We start from the raw sequence: 20,154 nt of genomic DNA on the forward strand, positions 1-20,154 counted from the left end.
ATCTCCCAGCACCGGATGACCCATGCAGTGTAGTCGCTTCTATTTACTCATACAATAATAGATGTATCATTGGATACGCTCTGGACGCGGGTCCGCTTCGCCACGCCATGACTCACGCGGTACGCTGCGTTGTGCGCTGCGTCCAGATGAAAAAGCATAGTCGGGTGGAACAGATGAGCGACAAGTCAAAGACCCGTTTCCGGTCGTCAGAATGGTTCGGCAAGAACGACAAAGATTCGTTCATCCACCGGAGCTGGATGCGCAATCAGGGAATACCATCGCGCATGTTCGATGGCCGACCCGTGATCGGCATTTGCAACACCTGGTCGGAACTCACCCCCTGCAATGCTCATTTTCGGACCATTGCTGAACATGTGAAGCGCGGCGTCATCGAGGCCGGCGGTTTTCCCCTCGAATTCCCCGTCACCTCGACCGGCGAATCCAACCTGCGCCCCACCGCCATGTTCTTGCGCAACCTCGTATCCATGGATGTCGAGGAATCGATTCGCGGCAATCCGCTCGACGGCATCGTGCTGCTGTGCGGCTGCGACAAGACCACGCCGGCCCTGGTGATGGGCGCCGCCAGCGTCGACCTGCCGACCATCGTGGTCTCCGGCGGACCGATGCTCAACGGCAAATATCGCGGCAAGGAAATCGGCTCGGGCACGGCCGTCTGGCAGCTCAGCGAAGAGGTCAAGAGCGGCAAGATCAGCGTCGAGGACTTCATGGACGCCGAAGCCGCCATGTCGCGGTCGCCCGGCCATTGCATGACGATGGGCACCGCGTCGACGATGGCGTCGATGGTCGAGGCGCTCGGCATCGCCCTGCCCCAGAACGCCGCCATTCCGGCCGTCGATTCCCGGCGCAACGTGCTCGCCAACACCGCCGGGCTTCGCATCGTCGACATGGTCCGCGAGGACCTCAAGCTGTCGAAGATCCTGACCAAGGCGGCCTTCGAAAATGCCATCCGGGTCAATGGCGCGATCGGCGGCTCCACCAACGCGGTGGTGCATCTCCTGGCCATCGCGGGTCGGGTCGGCGTCGATCTCACGCTGGCCGACTGGGACCGGCTCGGCCAAGACATTCCGACCATTCTCAACCTGCAGCCATCCGGCAAATATCTGATGGAGGATTTCTACTATGCCGGCGGCCTGCCCGCCGTCATGCGCCAGCTGGCGGAAGCCGGGCACCTGCACCGGGAGATCACGACCGTCACCGGCAAGTCGGTATGGGAGGGCATCGAGAAGGCGCCCAACTGGAACGCCGAGGTCATCCACTCCCTCGACGATCCGCTGACCGCCAGCGGCGGCATAGCGGTCCTGCGCGGCAACCTCGCTCCCGACGGCGCCATCATCAAGCCGTCGGCCGCCTCCGCGGAACTGATGACCCATCGCGGGCGGGCCGTGGTGTTCGAGAACATCGAGGACTATCACGACCGGATCAATGACGAGGCGCTCGACATCGACGAGACCTGCATCATGGTCCTGAAGAACTGCGGCCCCCTCGGATATCCGGGGTTCGCCGAGGTTGGAAACATGGGACTTCCGCCCAAAGTTTTGCGGAAGGGCGTGCGCGACATGGTCCGCATTTCCGACGGGCGCATGAGCGGAACGGCTTACGGCACGGTGATCCTGCATACCGCGCCCGAGGCCGCTAAGGGCGGCCCCCTCGCCGCGGTTCAAAATGGCGATTTCATCGAGGTCGATGTTGCGGCCCGGCGCGTCCATCTCGACATTTCCGATGAGGAACTGGCCCGCCGAATGAAGGCGTGGCAGCCCCCGCCGCCGCATTCGAAGAGCGGCTATACGCGCCTCTACACCGACCACGTCATGCAGGCCGATACCGGCGCGGATTTCGACATTCTCGTCGGGTCGCGCGGCTCCGCCGTGCCGCGCGAATCGCACTAGCGCCCGGTGAAATTCGCGGCCGCCATCGACACGGAGTTGCCCGCCAGGGCGCTCCGTGCCGATGCCGCGACCCGTTTCGAACCGGCGCTAGAACGAAGCCAGCATTCCCCCGTCGACCAGATGATTGGAGCCGGTGATGAAGGACGCATCGTCCGACAGCAGGAAGGCGACGGCCTTGGCGATCTCGATCGGTTGACCCAGCCGGTCGAGGGCATGTTCGGCCGCCCATTCGGCGATCTTGGCTTCCGGGTTTTCCGGGTTGAACGATGCGGCATTGGCGCGAAGCAAGGGCGTCTCGATGGCGCCGGGGCAGATCGCGACGACGCGGACCTTGTCCTTGCCGTGGTCGAGCGCCATCGCGCGGGTCATCGAGAGGACCGCTCCCTTGGTTGCGGCATAGGCGGCGACCTGCTGCGACGTCGCATGGGCGTGGATCGACGACATGTTCACCACCGCACCCCCACCATTGGCGACCAGATGCGGGATGACGTGCTTCGACAGGAGGAAGATGGCCTTCAAATTGATGCCCATCACCCGGTCCCAGTCGCTCTCCGGCATCTCTACCACGGTGCCGTGCAGTTCCAGCCCGGCGCAATTGAACAGCCCGCGAACGGGACCGAGGCCGGCCGCGAACGAAGCGACGGCAAGACATTCGGCGTTCCGCGTGAGATCGGCGGAAATCACATGGATTCCCCGGCCTTCGAGCGTCGCGAGACCCGCTGCATCGATATCGGCCGCGACGACCGTCGCACCGCATTTCACCAGATGCTGCGCCGTCGCCCGTCCGATTCCAGAGGCCGCGCCGGTCACGATCACCACGCCTTGCAACTGAGCCACTTTCGTCTCCTTCCCCGTTGATCTTTTGTAATATTCTATTATCCTCAGAGTAATAAGAGGGTCAATTGTCCACGGGTGATAGCGGGGGCGATCGACGGGAGGATTTGCCGGGCAGCGGCACGGGGCCAGCGTCCCTTGGACGGGCGCGGCCTTGGAGGAAAACAATGGACTACGACTACATCGTCGTCGGAGGCGGCAGCTCGGGATGCGTCACGGCGTGGCGTCTGGTCGAGAAGTATGGCGCGCGAGTTTTGATGCTCGAGGCCGGCCATCTCGACGACAGCATGCTGTTCAAGATGCCGGCCGGCTTCTTCAAGATGCTGGGCGGCAGCAAATATCTGAACATCTACGAATCCGAGCCGCAGCCGGCCCTCGGCGGTCGCACCTCCAAGGTGCCGCAGGCCAATGTCCTTGGCGGCGGCAGTTCCGTGAATGCGATGATCTACATGCGCGGCAAGCCGTCGGAATATGCCGAATGGGATGCCGCGGTCGGCAACAATGCCGGCTGGTCGTGGGAGCATATGCTTCCCTATTACACCCGCCTCGAAGGCAATGAGCGGCTGAACGGCCCGGCGCACGGCATTGACGGCCCGCTGAAGGTCTCGGACCACAAATATATCTGCGACATGGCCCATGTATTCCTGAAGACGATGCAGGGCATGGGCGTGCCCTACACGAACGACTTCAATGCCGGCACGCAGTATGGCGCCGGCTTCATGCAGCTGACGACCGACCACGGCAAGCGCTGCAGCGCCTCGGTCGCCTTCCTCGATCCGATCCGGAAGAACAAGAATTTCTCGCTGAAGACGGGCGCCAAGGTGACCCGGCTCCTGTTCGAGGGCGACAAGGTCGTCGGCGTCGAATACGCCCATAAGGGCCAGGTTCATCAGGCGCGCGCGGGACAGGAAGTGATCCTCTGCTCGGGCTCCTATGTGTCGCCGAAGATGCTGATGCTCTCGGGCATCGGCCCGGCCGCCGAACTCGAAAAGCACGGCATCAAGGTCAGGGTCGATCTCCCGGGAGTCGGCCAGAACCTGCAGGACCATCACGAGGTTCCGGTCAGCGCCTATACGAACGGCGCCTATGGCTATTTCGGCGAGGAACGCGGCCTCAAAATGTTGGTCAACGGGGTGCAATACCTGTTGTTCAACAGCGGTCCCGTCGCCTCGAACGGCGCGGAGACCTGCGCCTTCGTCAACCCAATCACCCGCGACAGCGACACGACGGTCAAGATCTACTGCGTCGCGATGATCTATCTCGACCGCGACGTGTTCGACGCCAAGCCCGGCCATGGCGTGACGTTCACCCTATGCCTGATGCGGCCCAAGGCGCGCGGCAATCTCAAGCTGAAGTCGGCGAACCCTCTGGACAACGTCGTCATCAACCCGAACTTCCTCGGTCACCCCGACGATTTGGCGACGGAGATCGCCGCGATCCGCTACGCCCGCGAGATCCTGGCCAGCCGTCCGATGAAGGATACGATTTCGCAGGAGGTTCTGCCGGGTCCCGACATCCAGACGGATGACGAACTCGCAGCCTTCTGCCGCCGCACGGTCAAGACCAACTACCACCCAGTCGGAACCTGCGCGATGGGCCTCGAATCCAACCCCATGTCGGTCGTGACGCCGGAACTGAAGGTCAAGGGCGTCCAGTCGCTGAGGATCTTCGACGCGTCGATCATGCCGAACATCCTGAGTTCGAACACCAACGCGCCGACCATGGCGATCGCCGACAAGGCGGTATCGATGATGATGGGAGAAGCGCCACTGCCGCCCGCGCAGATCTAGGGAGGGTTTGTCGGACCGGGCAGGACGATCGACACGGAGGAGACAGTATCAACATGGAGGAAACCGCAATGAACAAGAAGAACCAGTCGAATTTCATGATGCCGAACCGCCGGCAGGTCGTCGGCGGCCTCGGCGCCGCACTCGGACTGGGCGCCTTCGGACGCGCCTTCGCACAGTCCAATGCCGCGGACTGGAAGAAGTTCTCGGGCACCAACCTGCGCCTGCTTCTGGTGAACCATTGGTGGACCGACGCCATCAAGTCGCGCATCGCCGAATTCGAGGCGCTGACGGGCATGACGGTCACGCTCGATATCCTTACCGAGGATAACTACTACCAGAAGGCCGCCGTCGAACTCTCGGCCGGCACCAGCAATTACGACGCGCTCATGGTCGGCAATCTTCAGGCCGGGCAGTACATGTCCGCCGGCTGGCTCGCGCCTCTCGGCGACATCATCGGCAGCAACGCCATCATCGATTCGAGCTGGTACAATATGGACGACGTCTTCGCGTCGGGCCGCGCTGCCGGCACGATGCAGAACAAGCTGATGGCGCTGCCGATCAGCACCGAATGCGAAGTCGTCATGTATCGCACCGATCTTCTGGAAAAGGCCGGGATCGGCCCGATCGAGACGATGGACCAGTTGGTCAGCGCCGCATCCGCCCTCAACAAGGATGGCGTCTCGGGCATCGTCGGTCGCGGCCGTCGCGGCCTCGACATCGTCTGGGTCTGGACCGGCTATCTCCTCACCCAGGGCGGCGATTTCTTCAAGGACGGCAAGTCGGCCCTCGGCAGCGACGCCAGCAAGATGGCGGCCGACACCTATCTGAACAAGCTGCTCAAGCAGAACGGCCCGCAGGGTACGGCCAACATGTCGTGGCTGGAAGCTTCGGCCGTGTTCAAGGAAGGCAAGGCTGCCCTCTGGACCGACGCGAGCGGCCTGCTGGCGGTGACGCTGGACAAGAGCACGAGCAAGGTGGCCGACACGGTCGGCGCCTATGCGTGGCCGTCCTCCGGCAGCAACGCGCCGGCGCCGAACTACTGGTTCTGGCTGATCGGCATGCCCGCCAAGAGCAAGAACCCCGACGCGGCCTCGCTGTTCATCGCCTGGGCGACCTCGCCGGAAGTGTCGATGCAGGTCGGCCGCAAGACCGGGTCGCCGGTGGCGCGCGCTTCGGTGTGGGCCGACGAGGACTTCACCAAGTTCTTCCCGGGCAACACGGCGGCGCAGGTATCGAAGAGCCTCGCCAGCGTCCAGCCCGAACGGGTGCCGTTCTCCGATCCGAAGTTCCCGCAGGTCGTCGATGCGCTTTCGGTCGAACTGGTCAACATCCTGACCGGCTCGAAGGATGTCGACACGGGAATGAACGACGCCAATACGGCGGTCGACGAAGTCATGAACGGCTGATCGAGGCCCGTTCCCGATACTGGAAGCCCCGCCTCGCGCGGGGCTTCCTTTTCCCGCCTCAGGGCGTCGGCGCGTCGGCGCGCAGTAGGTTTTCGTGCTTCAGCTCCGCCCAGAAATCTCCCGGTATCGGATGTTCGATCAGGGCGACATTCGCCTCGACCTCGCTCGGCCGCACCGCTCCCGGCACCATGGCGCTGACCGCCGGATGGGCCAGCGGAAACTGGATCGCGGCAGCCGCCAGCGGCACGCCATGCCGCGCCGCGACGGCCTCGATCTGCGCGACGCGGTCGAGGATCGGCTGCGGCGCGGGCTTGTAATTGTACATCGCGCCCGGGCGCGCCCCGGTGGCCAGGATCCCCGAATTATAGGGTCCCGCCGTGAGAACGCCGATGCCGCGGCTCTCGCAGAGCGGCAACAACTCGTCGAGCGCCTGCGGTTGCAGCAGCGTATAGCGCCCGGCCAGCATGAAGCAGTCATAATCGCCGGCCGCCGCGAAATCGAGCAGCGGCCCGATCTCGTTGACGCCGACGCCGACGGCCTTGATCACGCCCTGCGAGCGCAGCTCGGCCAGCGCCCGGAACGCGCCGTCGCTCGCCTCCTTGAAGCGCTGCCGGTACCCTTCCTCGCCCCAGGTCTGGACATCGACATCGTGGATATGGGCGACGTCGATGCGGTTCATGCCGAGGCGCTGGAAGCTCTGGTCGATCGCCCGCATCGTGCCGTCATAGCTGTAATCGGCGACCAGCCGGAAATCGAGACCGCCCTTGAAGACGCTTCGATCGACCGAACTCCGGTCCTGCGGGACGAGATAGCGGCCGACCTTGGTGCACATGACGAAATCGTCCCGCTCATGCGGCTTCTGGCGCAGCACGGCGCCGAACCGATGCTCGGAAACGCCCATGCCGTAGAGCGGCGCAGTATCGAACAGCCGCGCGCCGAGCCGGTAGGCAGTCTCGATCGTCTCGGCGGCTCGCGATTCCGGTATGACCTCGTAGAGATCCCCGAGCGGGGCGCCGCCAAGGCCGAGCAACGTCGTTTCGATTCCGCTCTTCCCGAGCGAGCGCCTGTCCGTGGCTTTCACTGCAACCTCCCTTTCCTGCGATTGGCGAGAATGGTACATTACTCATATTATATTGGAAGTGTGTGAAACCAATCGCACCGATCCTGGGAGGAAGAATGCGCCTCGTACAGTTCTTGGGCACGGGGGACGAGCGCCGTGTCGCGGCCCTGGTGGACGGCGCGAAATCCTATCGCGCGGTGGCGGCGGAATCGGTGCGCGGTCTGGCGTTGGACGCTCATAGCGCCGGTCAATCCCTGGCCGAACACGTCCGGGACCGGTTGAGGGTGGAAGAAGTCGACGTCGAGACACTGCATCGGGAAAGGCGCCTGCTGCTGCCGCTCGATCATCCCGAACCCTCCCGCGTGACGATCGGCATCACCGGCCTCACCCATCTCGGCAGCGCCCAGCAGCGCGACGCCATGCACGCGAAGATGCAGGCGGAAACGCTCAGCGACAGCATGAAGATGTTCAAGCTCGGCGTCGAAGGCGGCAAGCCGGCACCGGGCGAGATCGGCGTGCAGCCGGAATGGGCCTATAAGGGCGACGGCGACTGGATGGTTCCGCCGGGCGCGCCGATCGAACAGCCGGACTATGCGGAGGATGGCGGCGAGGAGGCCGAGATCGTCGGCCTATATGTCATCGCCGATGACGGCACGGTCCTCCGTGTCGGCTATGCGCTCGGCAATGAATATTCCGACCATGTCATGGAACGTCGCAACTACCTCTACCTCGCCCATTCCAAGCTGAGGCAATGTTCGTTTGGACCGGAACTGCTTGTCGGCGAACTGCCGCAGGACGTGCACGGCCGCGTCAGCATCCTCCGCCAGGATCAGGCCGTCTGGTCATCGCCCTTCCTGTCGGGCGAAGCCAATATGAGCCACTCCATTTCGAACCTGGAGCGGCACCATTTCAAATATTCGGGCTTCCGGCGCGCCGGAGACGTCCATGTCTATTTCTACGGAGCCGGCATCCTCAGCTTCGGCGAGGTGGTCTTGCAGGCGGGTGACATCTGCAAGGTGGAGTCGCCGCTGTTCGGCCTGCCGCTGGTGAACCCGATCGTGAAGGGAACGCGGACCGAGCCAACGATCCTGGCACTCTGAGGAGGAAACCCATGGCTGAACCCAGCTCCGCGGCGCCAACCGCGGCGGAACGTGCCGAAGTGCTGGCGCGCTTCTGCGACGCCTTGCTGCCCGGTGACGATCTCTTTCCCTCAGCGACCGCCGTCGGCAGTCAGGGCGTGCTGGCGCTGCGCCTGCGCCGGCATCGCGGCGACCAAGCGGTCGAGGCCCTCATATCGGAATTGCTGGCCCGCGACGGGCTCGAGGCGCCGATGACGGCCGCGGCGCGTCTCGAGGAAGAAGCGCCGGCCATGTTCGATCTGGCGCGCGTCATCCTCACCTATGCCTATTACGAGGCGCCGGCCGTGATCGAGGCGATCCGCAGTCTCGGCCATCGATACAATGCCGCGCCGCAGCCCGAGGGATATGCGATGCGGCCGTTCGATCCCGCCATCGACACGCCGAACGTGCCGCGGGGCCATTTCGTCGCGACCGACGCCGTGGCGCGGGTCGATCTCAGCGCGCTCGAGTTCCTGGGGGAGGCCGGCCGATGAACTCGCATTGCGACGTACTGGTCGTGGGAGCCGGGGCGGCGGGCGCCCTGATCGCCAGGACGCTGGCGGAAGCCGGCCTCGATGTCGTGTGCCTCGACCAGGGCCCCTGGTTTCCGGCGGCCGAGAAGCCGCATTGGCACTCCGACTGGGAATGGCAGCGGGTGACCGACTGGTCGACGACGGTCAACAATCGCCAGCGCCCCAATGACTATCCGATCGATACGCAATCGGAAAACACGCTGATGTGGAACGGCGTCGGCGGGTCGACGGTCGTCTACACCGCGGTGTGGCCGCGCTTCCGGCCGAGCGATTTCCGCAAGGGCGTCGAGCACGGCTTGGCGCCGGACTGGCCGATTTCCTATGAGGACCTCGAGCCATTCTATGAGGCGACTGACGCCATGATCGGCGTCGGTGGCATGGTCGGCGATCCGGCCATCCCGCCGCGCGGTCCGTTTCAGGTCAGGCCTCCGGCGCACGGCAAGCTCAGCGAAAAGGCGGGAAGCGCATTCGATCGCCTGGGCTGGCATCGTTGGCCCATGCCGGTCGCCATCCTGGGCGAGGATTTCGACGGCCGGCCGGCCTGCAACAATTGCAGCGCCTGCCAGAGCGGCTGCCCGACCGGCGCCATGTATGACGTGTCGCTGTCGCTGATGCCGAAGGCGTTGGCCGCCGGGGTGCGCCTCATCCCCAATGCCCGCGTTGAGCGGATCGAGACAGGCCGCGGCGGCCGGGCCACCGGCGCGGTCTATGTCGATCGCATGACCAGCACCCGCCATCGCCAGACCGCTGATGTCGTCGTGCTTTGCGGCAACGGAATCGGCACACCGCGCCTGCTGCTTCTATCCTCGGACGCCCGCCATCCGAACGGCCTCGCCAATTCAAGCGGCCAGGTCGGCCGCAATTTGATGCATCACAGCGCGGCGATCGTCGATTGCTGGGTCGACGAGGCGCTCGACAGCCATATGGGTGTGATCAACGGCGCCCAGATCAGCGAAGAGTTTGCCGAGACCGATACGAGCCGCGGTTTCGTCAATGGCTTCACCTTGCACACGGTTCGCCATAACGGAGCCGGCTTTCAAGCTCTAGGCGCCCATAGCGGCAATCGCGGACCCTGGGGCGAGGCGCATCACGAGACGTTCCGCAAGCGCTTCTCGCGCGGCTTCTCCGTGCTCGTGGTCGGCGATGATCTGCCGGATCCGGAAAATCGCGTGACGCTCTCCAGCGATCTCGTCGATTCCAGCGGACTGCCGACGGCGAAAGTCGACTACCGTCTGGGGGAGAACGACAAGCGCCTGATCCGCTTCGGCATCGAGCGGGCCGTGGAAGTCTGCCACGCGGCAGATGGGTTCGATATCACCATCAACGATTTCCACGATCCGGTGAAGGGCTATCAGCCGCCGACCTGGCACCTTCTCGGCACCGCGCGCATGGGCTTCGATCCATCGGACTCCGTCGTCAATCTCTGGCATCAGGCGTGGGACGTGCCGAACCTGTTCATCGTCGACGGCAGCTCGATGCCGACCGGCGCAGCCGTCAATCCCACGAGCACGATCAGCGCTTTGGCGTTGCGCGCGGCTAAGAAAATAGTGGCTGAATTTTCGACGTTAAGGTCGAGCACTATCGGCTTCCTGAAAGCCTGATTTTCGACGCCACCGGGACCATCCCCGCGCTAATCGCTCGGATATTCGGTTTGGAAAGTTTGCGTGATTCATTAGCAATACGTCGCCCAGGCGTCCATCAGCTCCCGCCGCTTTTCGACGGCGTCACCGCGCCGACAGGCTCACTCTGAGTGGCCTGCTGCCGGGTCTATGGACACCCGGTTAGGCTAATTGGACTGCCTCTGGTTCGGTAGACAGGCCCCGCCTATCCTTTGAGCATAGGAGGCAGCCCGTGAGTACACCGAGATTTACCCCCGAATTTAAGGAAGAAGCCGTCAAGCAAGTGCGCGATCGTGGCTACGGCGTGCCGGAAGTCGCGGGCTCTCGGGATCAGCCGGGGCAGCGTCTACTATCTGCCGCGCCCGGTTCCGGCGGCCGATCTGGCCTTGATGCGCCGGATCGACGAGTTGCATCTCGAATACCCCTTCGCCGGCAGCCGCATGTTGCAAGGCCTGCTGTTGGCGGAAGGTCACGTCACCGGGCGTCTTCACGTCGCCACGCTGATGAAGCGGATGGGGATCGAGGCGCTCTATCGCCGGCCGAACACCTCGAAGCCGGCGCTTGGGCACAAGATCTTCCCTTATCTGCTGCGGAAGCTGCCGGCGACGCGTCCCAATCAGGTCTGGGCGATGGACATCACCTATATTCCGATGGCTCGCGGCTTCGTCTATCTCGCGGCCGTCGTCGACTGGTTCAGCCGCAAGGTTCTGGCCTGGCGGCTTTCGATCACCATGGATACCGCCTTCTGCATCGAAGCCGTCGAGGAGGCGATGGCCCGCTTCGGCGCGCCGGATATCTTCAACACCGACCAGGGCTCGCAGTTCACCAGCCGCGCGTTCACCGCCCCGATGATCGGCGCCGGCATCCAGATCAGCATGGACGGCAAGGGCGCCTGGCGCGACAACGTCTTCGTCGAGCGCCTCTGGAAATCGGTCAAATACGAAGAGGTCTATCTGCGCGCCTATGCCAGCGTGTCCGACGCGCGCGCTTCGATCGGCCGGTATCTGACCTTCTACAACGGCCGGAGGCTCCATCAGAGCCTGGGACGGCAGACGCCCGATCAGGCCTACTTCAACGCGCTCCAGCCAATTCCGGCTGCGGCATAACCAAGGCCGAAATCCACTATCGACAGCCCGCAATCTGTTCAGACAAACCGAGCAGCTCTCTCGGCCTTCGACATCTCGCCGGAAGCGAAGGCGAACTCGCGGTGCCGCAAGGAGCTCGAGACACGGCCGTCGATCGGCACATTGTCAGGCGGCAAGCGCCGCGAGGTGCTGGGGCGACGACCTGGAGAGGCGCCGCCCCGCCCAATCACGCGCGGACGAGCAACTGGTCCGACGCCAGCCAGAAGGGGGGTAAGCAGAGCGGAATGTTGGAAAGCGGCAGGATCGACGGTTTGACGGTGACGCCCAGGGCGTCCGCCATAAAAGCGCGGCGAGCCTCGATTCTGGCATGCACCTCGGGATAGAGCGCCTTCAACTCGGCGCGAAGTTCCTCGTCAGCGAAGGTTACCGAATCTTCGCAGTTGAGCGCCCAGTTATCTGGCATCGGCACGGGGATGACGTCGATCTGGAAAGGCATGCCGGAGGCAATGCGCTCGGTCGAGCCAGGCCGCACCGGCGAATTGACCCATTCGTCGTAACCGACCAGATGTCCGGGATTGAGCGCGGAGCCCAGAGAGCCCTCCGCCAGCTTGCTGACTACGGCATCGAACAGATCGCCACCGGCGACACCAATCTCGGCTGTCTCGTACCAGGTGATGAGGCCGCGGAAATAGGCCTTCGCAATCTCCAGGAAGCCGTCGTCGCCGGCCGAGAACAGCCCGGCGCGCGAGGAAAGGCCGCCCCAATATCCGACGGCCGTCGTGACACCATCGCCCAGCTTCATCACGCGGCCCGTCGGGCTGCGCAGGCCGACGACCGGGGCACCGGCGCTCGCCGAGGCGAACATGGTGTGGCAGCTCAGCGCTTCGCCGGCATAGCCCATGCGCGAGGTGGCGAGATATTCGCTGTCGCCCTCGCGGACGCCGCTGACGATCCGCCAGACGGCGGCCGAGGCGCGCGCCGATCCCCATTCGCCGGCGGCGATCTGATGCACGTCGACGACGGCGCGAAGCCCGGTCTCCGGATGCATCAGGATCGGCGTCGCATCGCTCACCGCCGCCGGATCGCCGGCGACCTTGCGCAGCGTGTCTACGATGAAGGCCGGGGCCTGGAAGCTCGGCAGTTCGCCGTCCCACTCGTCGGCAGCCAGATATTTCCAGCCGGCAAGCCCGATGCAGTCGCCCTTGCGAAGGCCGATATCCTGAAGCACCACGGCGAGGTTCGGCCGGCTCGACCGGTCCTGGCCCATAAGGCTCATCGTCTGGCTGAGCACGATCTCGATACCGGGCAGGCCGGCGAGCGGCGCGTAGCTCTGGCTTTCATTGCCAACGACGAGGATGCGACGCTCGGAAGGCCCGAGCAGCAACAGCGCTTCCTCGAAACGCGGCTCGAAGCCGGTCAGGAAGGCCATGTTGGCGATATGTTCGCGATCGGCATAAACCACGACCCAGTCGGCGCCCGCCTTCTCGTAGAGCGCCTTGACTCGCGCCTCATAAATGGCGGCCGGTATCGGCGGCAGATCCAGCGGCACTCCGAAATCCGGGATCTGGATGGAGCGAAGGTTAATATCCATGTCGTTTCCTCTTATCTGCCGTTCGGAGTCGTGAAAATATTGGCTTCTGCCGACCATGTTGCGTCGGGATCGAGCGGGTAAGAGGGACGCGGTACGCGCCTCCATTCGAGCCGGGTCACGTCAAGATTGGCGGCGCCATCGCTCATCAGAAGGATGTGGCGGGCGGCGATATCCTCGAGCTGCGGATGCAGATAGCCGAGCTTGACGACATAGACCTTGTGCTGCGTCGGATGGATGCCCATCAAACTGAAATGCGCCGGCGTGGTGATGCCGATCGCGGCGCTGTGGAAGGTGACGAGCACGCCGCCGATCCGCACCTTGGCCCAGGCGGCGCCGAGCCGGAGATAGGGTTGAAAGCCATCGGGCTTCAGCGCCTCGCCGACCGCTTCGACAATCGCCTCCACCGGACGATGAGTCTTCGGCGCCGAGACATGCTCTGCCCCAAGATCCAGCGTTACCGTCGCGCCGACGCCCGCCGCGAGGCAGGCCGCGACGATCGCGGGCGCGGTGATGCCGGCGATGACGACGTCATCGAGTTCGGGAATATCGAGCGCCGCCTGGAGTACGGTGGTCAGGTCGCCGGCCGCCCCTGCCGTGGTGTTGTCGCCTGAATCCGAGACATAGACGGGGGTGAGGGCGCTGGCGGCGGCGCGCTTCAGACCCTCGAGCGTCGATGCCGTCTCCATCCGAAGCTGGAAGTCCTTGCGCCGGCTCCAGATCTCCTGCGCGAGTTCCGTGGCGGCCGAGCGGGCGAGATCGAGGTCGCTCTCGGCGGTCACGATCGCCGTCATGCCGATCCACGGCCGGTCGTTCCAGGCGAAGCCGACCAGGATGTTGGCCTCGATCAGGCCGTCGCGGGCATCATAGCCGGGCAGGCTGGCGTAGAGCTCGCGCCCGGGCGAGGCGGTCGTCACCGCCTGTTCGCCGGGAACCTGGATCGGAATCCGCACGGCCGCGATCTTCGGCTTGCGGCCGGTGCGCAGGATGTTCATGAGCTGGTCGGCGGCCCGATAGCCGGTCTCGTGGTCGTCCCGATGCGGCGCTGTGCGGAGCGCGGTTATGGCATCGACGATTTCCAGCATGCGCGGAGAGATGTGGCCGTGCAGGTCGAGCGCGACGGCGATTGGCACGTCGGGGCCAACCACGTCCCGCACCGCCTCGACGAAGTCGGTATCGGCGTGGCGGTCGAGACCATGCACTTCCATGGCGCCATGATTGGCGAAGACGAGCCCGTCAAGGGGCAGGGCCGCCTCGACCATTGCGACCGTTTCGGCTTTCACGGCATCATAGACCGCCTTGGTAAAGCCGCCGCCCGGCAACGCCGTCGCCCAGAGCAGTGGCACGATCGCGACATCGTCGTCCTTTGACAGGCGCTCATCCATGCCGCGGATCATCCAGAGCCCGGATTCCAGCATGTCCTGACCCCTATGGATCTCCATGGTGTCGGTCGGCACGGGGGAGCGCAGCAGGGCCTCGTATGAAATGCCCAGGATGGCAATACGCTTCATCGAAATGGGTTCCTTTGATCGGAATGGGATGGCCGACGTCACCAGGGTGTCGCCTCCGGCTTGTCCAGGCTCGTGAAGCCTTCGAGCGCCAGCGCGACGCCGGCACGCAGGATCGGATCGACACTGAGGGTGGAAACAGTGATCTCCACCTGTTCCAGCGTCACCGGCATCGTGTTCTGCCGCAGGGAGCGGCGTAGCCCGCGCCGGAAGTAGGGCTCCAGCACCGCAAGCGTGCCGGCCAGAACGATCGCTGGTGGATTGAACGAATTGATGATGTCGGAAACAGCGACACCGAGAAATTCGCCGGCTTCCTCCAGGATATCGAGCACCGTCGCGTCGCCGGATTCGGCCTTGAAGCGCAGATCCTCGATCGAACGGATCTCCGCATCGTAGGGCGTGAGCCGCTCCACCAACTGACCGGTCGAGATGTAAGCCGAGACGCAGCCCATCGAGCCACAACTGCAGATGCGGCCATCCTTGACCACTTTGATATGGCCAAGTTCGGCGGCATACCCGTTCTTGCCGCGATAAAGCCGGCCATTGAGGAACATGCCGCCGCCAATGCCCGATCCGCCTTGCAACATCACGAAATCGTCCAGCTCGGTACAAGCGCCGAACATGTGCTCGGCAAGAGCCGCAGCATTGGTGTCGTTGTCGACATAGATCGGGGCGCTGACGCTTTCGCGGAGCAGGTCCTGTATCGGAACGTCGGTCCAGTGAAGCTGCGGCGAATGCGCGAGCCGCCCCCCCGAGCGGACAAGGCCAGGGAGGCAGACGCCGACGCCACGGATTTCCTCGGGGGATCGGTCGATCTTGGCGCAGAGCGTGGCGATCGACTGGCGGACCGAAGCTGCCAGTTCTGTCGGGTGCGCCGGCAGCGGCGCGTCAAACCGGTCCAGCGGCTTGCCGCCGATGGTCGACGCTACCGTGCGCAACACGCCGAGCTCCAGATGGACGCCGACCAGAAGGCCTTGATGCTCGGAAAGCCGCAGCTTTTCCAAAGGCCTTCCGCGCTGGCCCTCGGACTGGCCCTGGAAGCGCTCGACCAGTTCAAGCTCTTCAAAACGCTTGATGATGACGGAGACCGTGGACTTGTCGCAGCCTGTCAGCTCGCAGAGTTCACGCTGCGAAATTCCCGGACGCACTCGGAGCGCATGAAAAATCTGCGAAGCGTGCAACTGGCGGACATAGGAAGGATGCATGGCTGCGTTGTCCGCCTTTAAGATGGAGTGTCAAACTAATTGTACGAGTCGAATGTTTTGGGCGTCAAGCGCTGGATCGAACCATCGAGGTAGCGGTCCTGGCTGTGGCGAAATGAAGGGCGCGAATCAGGCTGATATATGCCACGTTTGTTCCATTTTGATACAGATTTAGGCAGTCTTGCCAGGAATCCTGCCTTGACTGGTTTATTATACATCAGTTGCCGCTCGGTGAGGGGCGAGCGATCATGGTCAGCCGTTTCAACCCATTGACATTTCCCTGAAGACATCGCTAGTTTTTGTTTGAATATAAGAAAAAAGAGGCTCGGGAACCGGGCGCTTGAACGACCGGCGAAATCATCGCCTGGCGTAACGATGGACCATGTGCCGGCATCCGCCCCGGCTGTTCAGAGGGAAGCAGGACAATGAAGTTGCGAATAATGAAGCGGGCCGCCGCCCTGATGGTGGCCGCGATGGTCCTGGCGCCGGTGGCAAGGGCCACCGAAGTCAATGAAATCTGGACCTATTGGGGCGCCGGCTCCGAGCAGGCCGCCATCGATGCGCTGATCGCTGAATCGAACAAGGAATTTCCGAATTCGCCGATCAAGCACAAGATTGTCACGGGCAACAACGCCGAGATGCGGCAGGCGCTTCAGCTTGCGTTCCTCGGCGGCAATCCCCCCGTCGCCTATCAGAGCGGCATGGGCCTTGACCTGAAGAGCTTTGTCGATGGCGGCCGTCTGGCCTCGATCGAGGACGTCTGGGCCGAGGCCAAGGGTGACGACGTGTTCCCGCCCGGCCTGCAGCGCGCCCTGAAATTCGACGGCAAGCCCTACGGCATTCCCGTCAACATGGCCGTCATCAGCAACGTCTTCTACAACAAGAAGATCTTCGCCGAACTCGGCCTGACGCCGCCCACGACGTGGGAGGAGTTCGACGCGGCCGCCGCCAAGATCAAGGGTGCCGGATATGAGGCGCTCGGCAATGCCGGCGGACCGGCCTGGACCCTCTACAATTTCTATGGGCCGCTGGTCACCACCATCGGCATCGACGGCTATTTCAAGCTCGCCAGCGGCGAGATGGCCTTCGACTCTCCTGAAATGCGCAAGGCCATGGAGCTCTTCACCAACAGCTTCGCCAAGAACTACATGGCGAACTGGACGGGCTACAAATGGACCGAGACCGCCGACCAGTTCGCGCAGGGCAAGGTCGGCATGTACATGAACGGCGACTGGACGTCGGCCTACCTGAAGGAAAAGGGCATGAAGCCCGGCGAGGACTACGACTTCTTCCCGGCTCCGGGCACCGGCGGCGCGGCGATCATCCAGGTCGACGTCGTGGCCCTGACGGCGGGAGCCTCTCCCGAAGCCACGGCGGCCGGCAAGGATTTCCTGCGCGCTGCAGCGGGTACGGCCGGCCAGGCCGCGTTCAACGAGCACAAGGGATCGGTCGCCGCCAATCTGCAGACCCCGGATACCGTCTATGACTATATCGGCAAGAAAACGGCGGTGGAGCTGAAGGAAGCGGGCGAGAAGAACCTCATCCTCCCGAACCTCTACTTCCTGCTGCCGCCCGACCTGTCGGTGGAATTCGGCACGCAGCTGGAAGGCTACGCCCAGAATCCGAGCCCCGAAGCCCTCGACACGATGCTGACCTCGATTGAAACGCTGCGGAAGCAGGCCAAGGAAGACGGCAAGTTCGTCGCCTGGTAGGCCGCAGCCTGCACCAATCACGCATCCGTCCGCCGCTACAAAGCGGCGGACTTGGCCACTTTCTCGCCGGTCGATACCGGCGCCGTTGAGGTGAAGCGAGGACCGACATGACGCTCAAAGCCGGCCGCCGCTCAAGCTGGTCCCGCCAGCGCAACCTGACCTACGCGCTGTTCCTGGTGGGACCCGTCATCCTCTTCATCGTTTCCTATATCTACCCGGTCATCTACACGTTCGCGATCTCGCTTCGCGCCTGGGACGGCATTTCACCGACCAGCCGATTTGTCGGCTTCGCCAACTACGCGACGTTATTCTCCCAGGAGCGCTTCTTTCACGCGGTGTTCAACAACATACGCTGGCTAATATTCTACCTGACCGTGCCAACGCTGCTCGGCCTGGGCCTCGCCCTGCTCATCGACGGCAAGCTCAAGGGCGAGGGTGTGTTCAAGGTAATCTTCTTCATTCCCTATGTGATCACGCCGGTCGCGGTGTCGGCGATCTGGCGTTGGCTCTATCTGCCTTCGGGAGGTCTCGTCAACGCCACGCTGACGGCCGTCAACCTGACTTTCCTCACGCAGAACTGGCTCGGCAATCCGGGCATCGTCAATTTCTCGGTGATGGCTGCGGCGCTCTGGTGGATGACGGGCTTCGCCTTCATCATCTTTCTCTCAGGCCTGCGCGGCATACCGGTGGAATATGTCGAAGCGGCGCGGCTCGACGGTGCGTCTCCCTGGTCGATTTTCTGGCGGATCGAGGTCCCGTTGCTCTGGCCCTCGACGATCCTTGTCGTCGGGCTGTTCGGCATCGACGCAATGCGCGTCTTCGACATCGTCTGGTCGATGACTGGGGGCGGGCCGGCACGCGCCTCCGAAGTCCTGGCGACGCAGCTCTACGACGTTGCGTTCGGGCGTTTCCAGATGGGGCTCGCCAGCGCTATCGGCGTCTGCCAGCTTGCCCTCGCGGCCGTGCTGATCTTCCCCTACATCATCTATATTGCTGGCCGGGTGGAGGATCGCGGCGAATGAGCATGCTTGTCCTTCCCGCCATCCGGCCGCTCCGGGCGCTGCGCTACGGCGCTGTTCTGCTCGCCGCGTTCCTCTTTCTCCTGCCGCTCGGGGTCGCCCTGCTCGGCTCATTGAAGAGTCCGGTCGAGATCGCGACCGTCCTGTCCTTGCCGGCGCGGCCTTATGTCGAGAACTATGCGATCGGTTGGGCGCAACTGAGCCGCAGCCTGTTCAATAGCCTAGCAATCACGATTCCGGCCGTCATCCTGTCGGTATTCGTTGGTTGCGTCGCGGCCTTTCCACTGTCGCAGATGTCCGTCAAGCGCAGCCGCTTCATCTACTTCTTCCTGCTGACCGGCATGTTCGTGCCCTACCAGATCGTCCAGATACCGCTTTTCTTCGTGATGCGGACGATCGGCCTCTACAACACGATCCCGGGTCTCTGGCTGGTTCATGTCGCCTATGGCGTGCCGATCTGCACCTTCTTCATGCGCAACTTCTTCGCAACGGTTCCCCGTTCGATGTATGAGGCAGCGCAGATCGATGGTTGCGGTCCTGCGGGATATTTCTTCAGGATCCTGCTGCCGGCTTCGGCTTCCGGCCTCGCGGCGCTGGCCATCGTGCAGAGCCGGTCGGTGTGGAACGATCTGCTTTTCGCGGTAACGCTCACCAACAGCAACGACACGATGCCGGTCACCGCCAAGCTGAACAGCTTCGTGGGCTCCATCCAGGTCCAGTACGGTCCGCTCATGGCTTCGACGTTGATCTCGATCCTGCCGATGCTCGTTGCCTTCCTCTGTTTCCAGAAGGCCTTCGTCCGCGGCCTGCTCGGTGGCACTTCGAAATGAAGGGGTCCAGCCTGCGCTATTCGGCCTGCATCGAGATGCTCTTCGTCAAGGAAAGCTCCGATCCGGCGGAGCGTATCCGTCTCGCTCACGCGGCCGGGTTCGAGGCGTTCGAGTTCTGGCGCTGGACCGATAAGAACCTCGACGCGATCGAGACGGCCAAGAACGAGACGGGGATGGGGCTCGCCGGTATCGTCGCCGAGCCGATGCTGTCCCTCACCGATCCGGCCATGCATGAGCCTTTCCTCGCAGGGCTCGTCGATACGATCGCCGTCGCGCAACGGCTCGGCACAGCGATCCTGATCGCGCAGGCGGGCGACGACCTCCCCGGACGATCCCGCGAGGCGCAGCGCACCGCCCTGGTCACAGTGCTGAAGCGCGCGGCCGCCGTTCTCTCAGGCAGCGGCGTCCGGCTTGCTCTTGAACCGTTGAACACGCTGGTCGATCATGCCGGCTATTTCCTGGACTCGACGACCGAAGGTCTCGACATCGTCGACGAGGTCGGTCGGTCTGAAATCGGACTGCTCTACGATCTCTATCATTCCATGGTGATGGGCGAACGACCCGAGGTCGTGCTGGCGGACCGCGTCGACCGCATTCTCCATATCCATCTTGCCGATCACCCGGGTCGCGGCGAGCCGGGCAGCGCCGGCCTCGATCTCAAAGGCGGACTTCAATATCTGTTGGCCAACGGTTATGCAGGCACGGCCGGCCTCGAGTACCGTCCCTCCGGGACAACCCCCGCATCCATCGAGGCCACCCGGCGTTCGCTGGCGCTCTAGGCGCCGCGGATCGAACCGCGCTACTCGCCCATGGTGCAGATTTGACTGCGCCGTTGGCGCCAGAGAGCCGGCCTGAAAAACACTAGATGTTTGATCCCGGACTTTAATGGTTCACTTTCGACGGAGGAATCGAGGGATGCGCTATGGGCCAAGTTCTTCACGGA

General features: G+C 63.6%; 15 protein-coding genes and 1 pseudogene. 11 read left to right on the forward strand and 5 right to left on the reverse strand.

Going from position 1 to position 20,154, the window contains the following annotated elements; all coding sequences use genetic code 11:
* The first annotated feature begins 173 nt into the window (after positions 1-173).
* Positions 174-1,907: an IlvD/Edd family dehydratase gene (locus tag OSH05_RS24725; RefSeq protein WP_104220262.1), complete on the forward strand. Its 1,734-nt coding sequence runs from the start codon at positions 174-176 to the stop codon at positions 1,905-1,907.
* Positions 1,908-1,994: 87 nt separating this feature from the next.
* Here OSH05_RS24725 and OSH05_RS24730 read toward each other — a convergent pair whose 3' ends face one another.
* A complete protein-coding gene (locus tag OSH05_RS24730) occupies positions 1,995-2,744 on the reverse strand; it encodes an SDR family NAD(P)-dependent oxidoreductase (RefSeq protein WP_165801656.1) in 750 nt (249 codons plus the stop codon).
* Between the two features lie 164 nt (positions 2,745-2,908).
* Between OSH05_RS24730 and OSH05_RS24735 the strand changes: the two genes are divergently transcribed.
* Positions 2,909-4,531: a GMC family oxidoreductase gene (locus tag OSH05_RS24735; RefSeq protein ID WP_104220264.1), complete on the forward strand. Its 1,623-nt coding sequence runs from the start codon at positions 2,909-2,911 to the stop codon at positions 4,529-4,531.
* A 68-nt stretch (positions 4,532-4,599) separates the two neighbouring features.
* On the forward strand, positions 4,600-5,937 hold the full coding sequence (locus OSH05_RS24740) for an ABC transporter substrate-binding protein (RefSeq protein WP_165801657.1): 1,338 nt from the start codon (positions 4,600-4,602) through the stop codon (positions 5,935-5,937).
* Positions 5,938-5,995: 58 nt separating this feature from the next.
* Here the strand turns inward: OSH05_RS24740 and OSH05_RS24745 are convergent, their stop codons facing one another.
* Positions 5,996-7,018, reverse strand: coding sequence for an aldo/keto reductase (locus OSH05_RS24745; RefSeq protein ID WP_266353081.1), 1,023 nt, complete (start codon positions 7,016-7,018; stop codon positions 5,996-5,998).
* A 95-nt stretch (positions 7,019-7,113) separates the two neighbouring features.
* Between OSH05_RS24745 and araD1 the strand changes: the two genes are divergently transcribed.
* The 4 genes and pseudogenes from araD1 to OSH05_RS24765 form a co-directional block, all read left to right on the forward strand.
* Complete coding sequence (gene araD1, locus OSH05_RS24750) at positions 7,114-8,097, forward strand: AraD1 family protein (RefSeq protein ID WP_104220267.1); 984 nt, start codon at positions 7,114-7,116, stop codon at positions 8,095-8,097.
* A gap of 11 nt (positions 8,098-8,108) precedes the next feature.
* Entirely contained in the window at positions 8,109-8,609 is a 501-nt protein-coding gene (locus OSH05_RS24755) for a hypothetical protein (RefSeq protein ID WP_104220268.1), read from the forward strand.
* Positions 8,606-10,249, forward strand: coding sequence for a GMC family oxidoreductase (locus OSH05_RS24760; protein ID WP_104220269.1), 1,644 nt, complete (start codon positions 8,606-8,608; stop codon positions 10,247-10,249). The genes OSH05_RS24755 and OSH05_RS24760 overlap by 4 nt, the downstream gene beginning before the upstream one ends.
* Positions 10,250-10,575: 326 nt before the next feature.
* A pseudogene (locus tag OSH05_RS24765) lies at positions 10,576-11,373 on the forward strand (IS3 family transposase); the annotation flags it as partial.
* Between the two features lie 205 nt (positions 11,374-11,578).
* On the opposite strand, the gene OSH05_RS24770 reads toward OSH05_RS24765, so the two are convergent.
* Genes OSH05_RS24770 through OSH05_RS24780 form a run of 3 tightly spaced genes read right to left on the reverse strand, consistent with a single transcriptional unit; the run spans position 11,579 to position 15,653 of the window.
* Positions 11,579-12,943: a M24 family metallopeptidase gene (locus OSH05_RS24770; RefSeq protein ID WP_104220270.1), complete on the reverse strand. Its 1,365-nt coding sequence runs from the start codon at positions 12,941-12,943 to the stop codon at positions 11,579-11,581.
* A gap of 11 nt (positions 12,944-12,954) precedes the next feature.
* Complete coding sequence (locus OSH05_RS24775) at positions 12,955-14,451, reverse strand: M81 family metallopeptidase (RefSeq protein WP_104220271.1); 1,497 nt, start codon at positions 14,449-14,451, stop codon at positions 12,955-12,957.
* A gap of 38 nt (positions 14,452-14,489) precedes the next feature.
* Complete coding sequence (locus OSH05_RS24780; RefSeq protein ID WP_104220272.1) at positions 14,490-15,653, reverse strand: ROK family transcriptional regulator; 1,164 nt, start codon at positions 15,651-15,653, stop codon at positions 14,490-14,492.
* A gap of 422 nt (positions 15,654-16,075) precedes the next feature.
* Between OSH05_RS24780 and OSH05_RS24785 the strand changes: the two genes are divergently transcribed.
* The 4 genes from OSH05_RS24785 (at position 16,076) to OSH05_RS24800 (ending at position 19,990) form a co-directional block, all read left to right on the forward strand.
* Complete coding sequence (locus OSH05_RS24785) at positions 16,076-17,362, forward strand: ABC transporter substrate-binding protein (protein WP_104220273.1); 1,287 nt, start codon at positions 16,076-16,078, stop codon at positions 17,360-17,362.
* 107 nt (positions 17,363-17,469) lie between these two features.
* Positions 17,470-18,384, forward strand: a complete 915-nt coding sequence (locus OSH05_RS24790; RefSeq protein WP_104220274.1) for a carbohydrate ABC transporter permease — start codon at positions 17,470-17,472, stop codon at positions 18,382-18,384.
* A complete protein-coding gene (locus OSH05_RS24795) occupies positions 18,381-19,211 on the forward strand; it encodes a carbohydrate ABC transporter permease (RefSeq protein ID WP_266353082.1) in 831 nt (276 codons plus the stop codon). Before OSH05_RS24790 ends, OSH05_RS24795 begins: the two co-directional genes overlap by 4 nt.
* Positions 19,208-19,990: a TIM barrel protein gene (locus tag OSH05_RS24800; RefSeq protein ID WP_104220275.1), complete on the forward strand. Its 783-nt coding sequence runs from the start codon at positions 19,208-19,210 to the stop codon at positions 19,988-19,990. Before OSH05_RS24795 ends, OSH05_RS24800 begins: the two co-directional genes overlap by 4 nt.
* Positions 19,991-20,154 lie beyond the last annotated feature (164 nt).

Source organism: Kaistia algarum, assembly GCF_026343945.1.
GTDB lineage: Bacteria > Pseudomonadota > Alphaproteobacteria > Rhizobiales > Kaistiaceae > Kaistia > Kaistia algarum.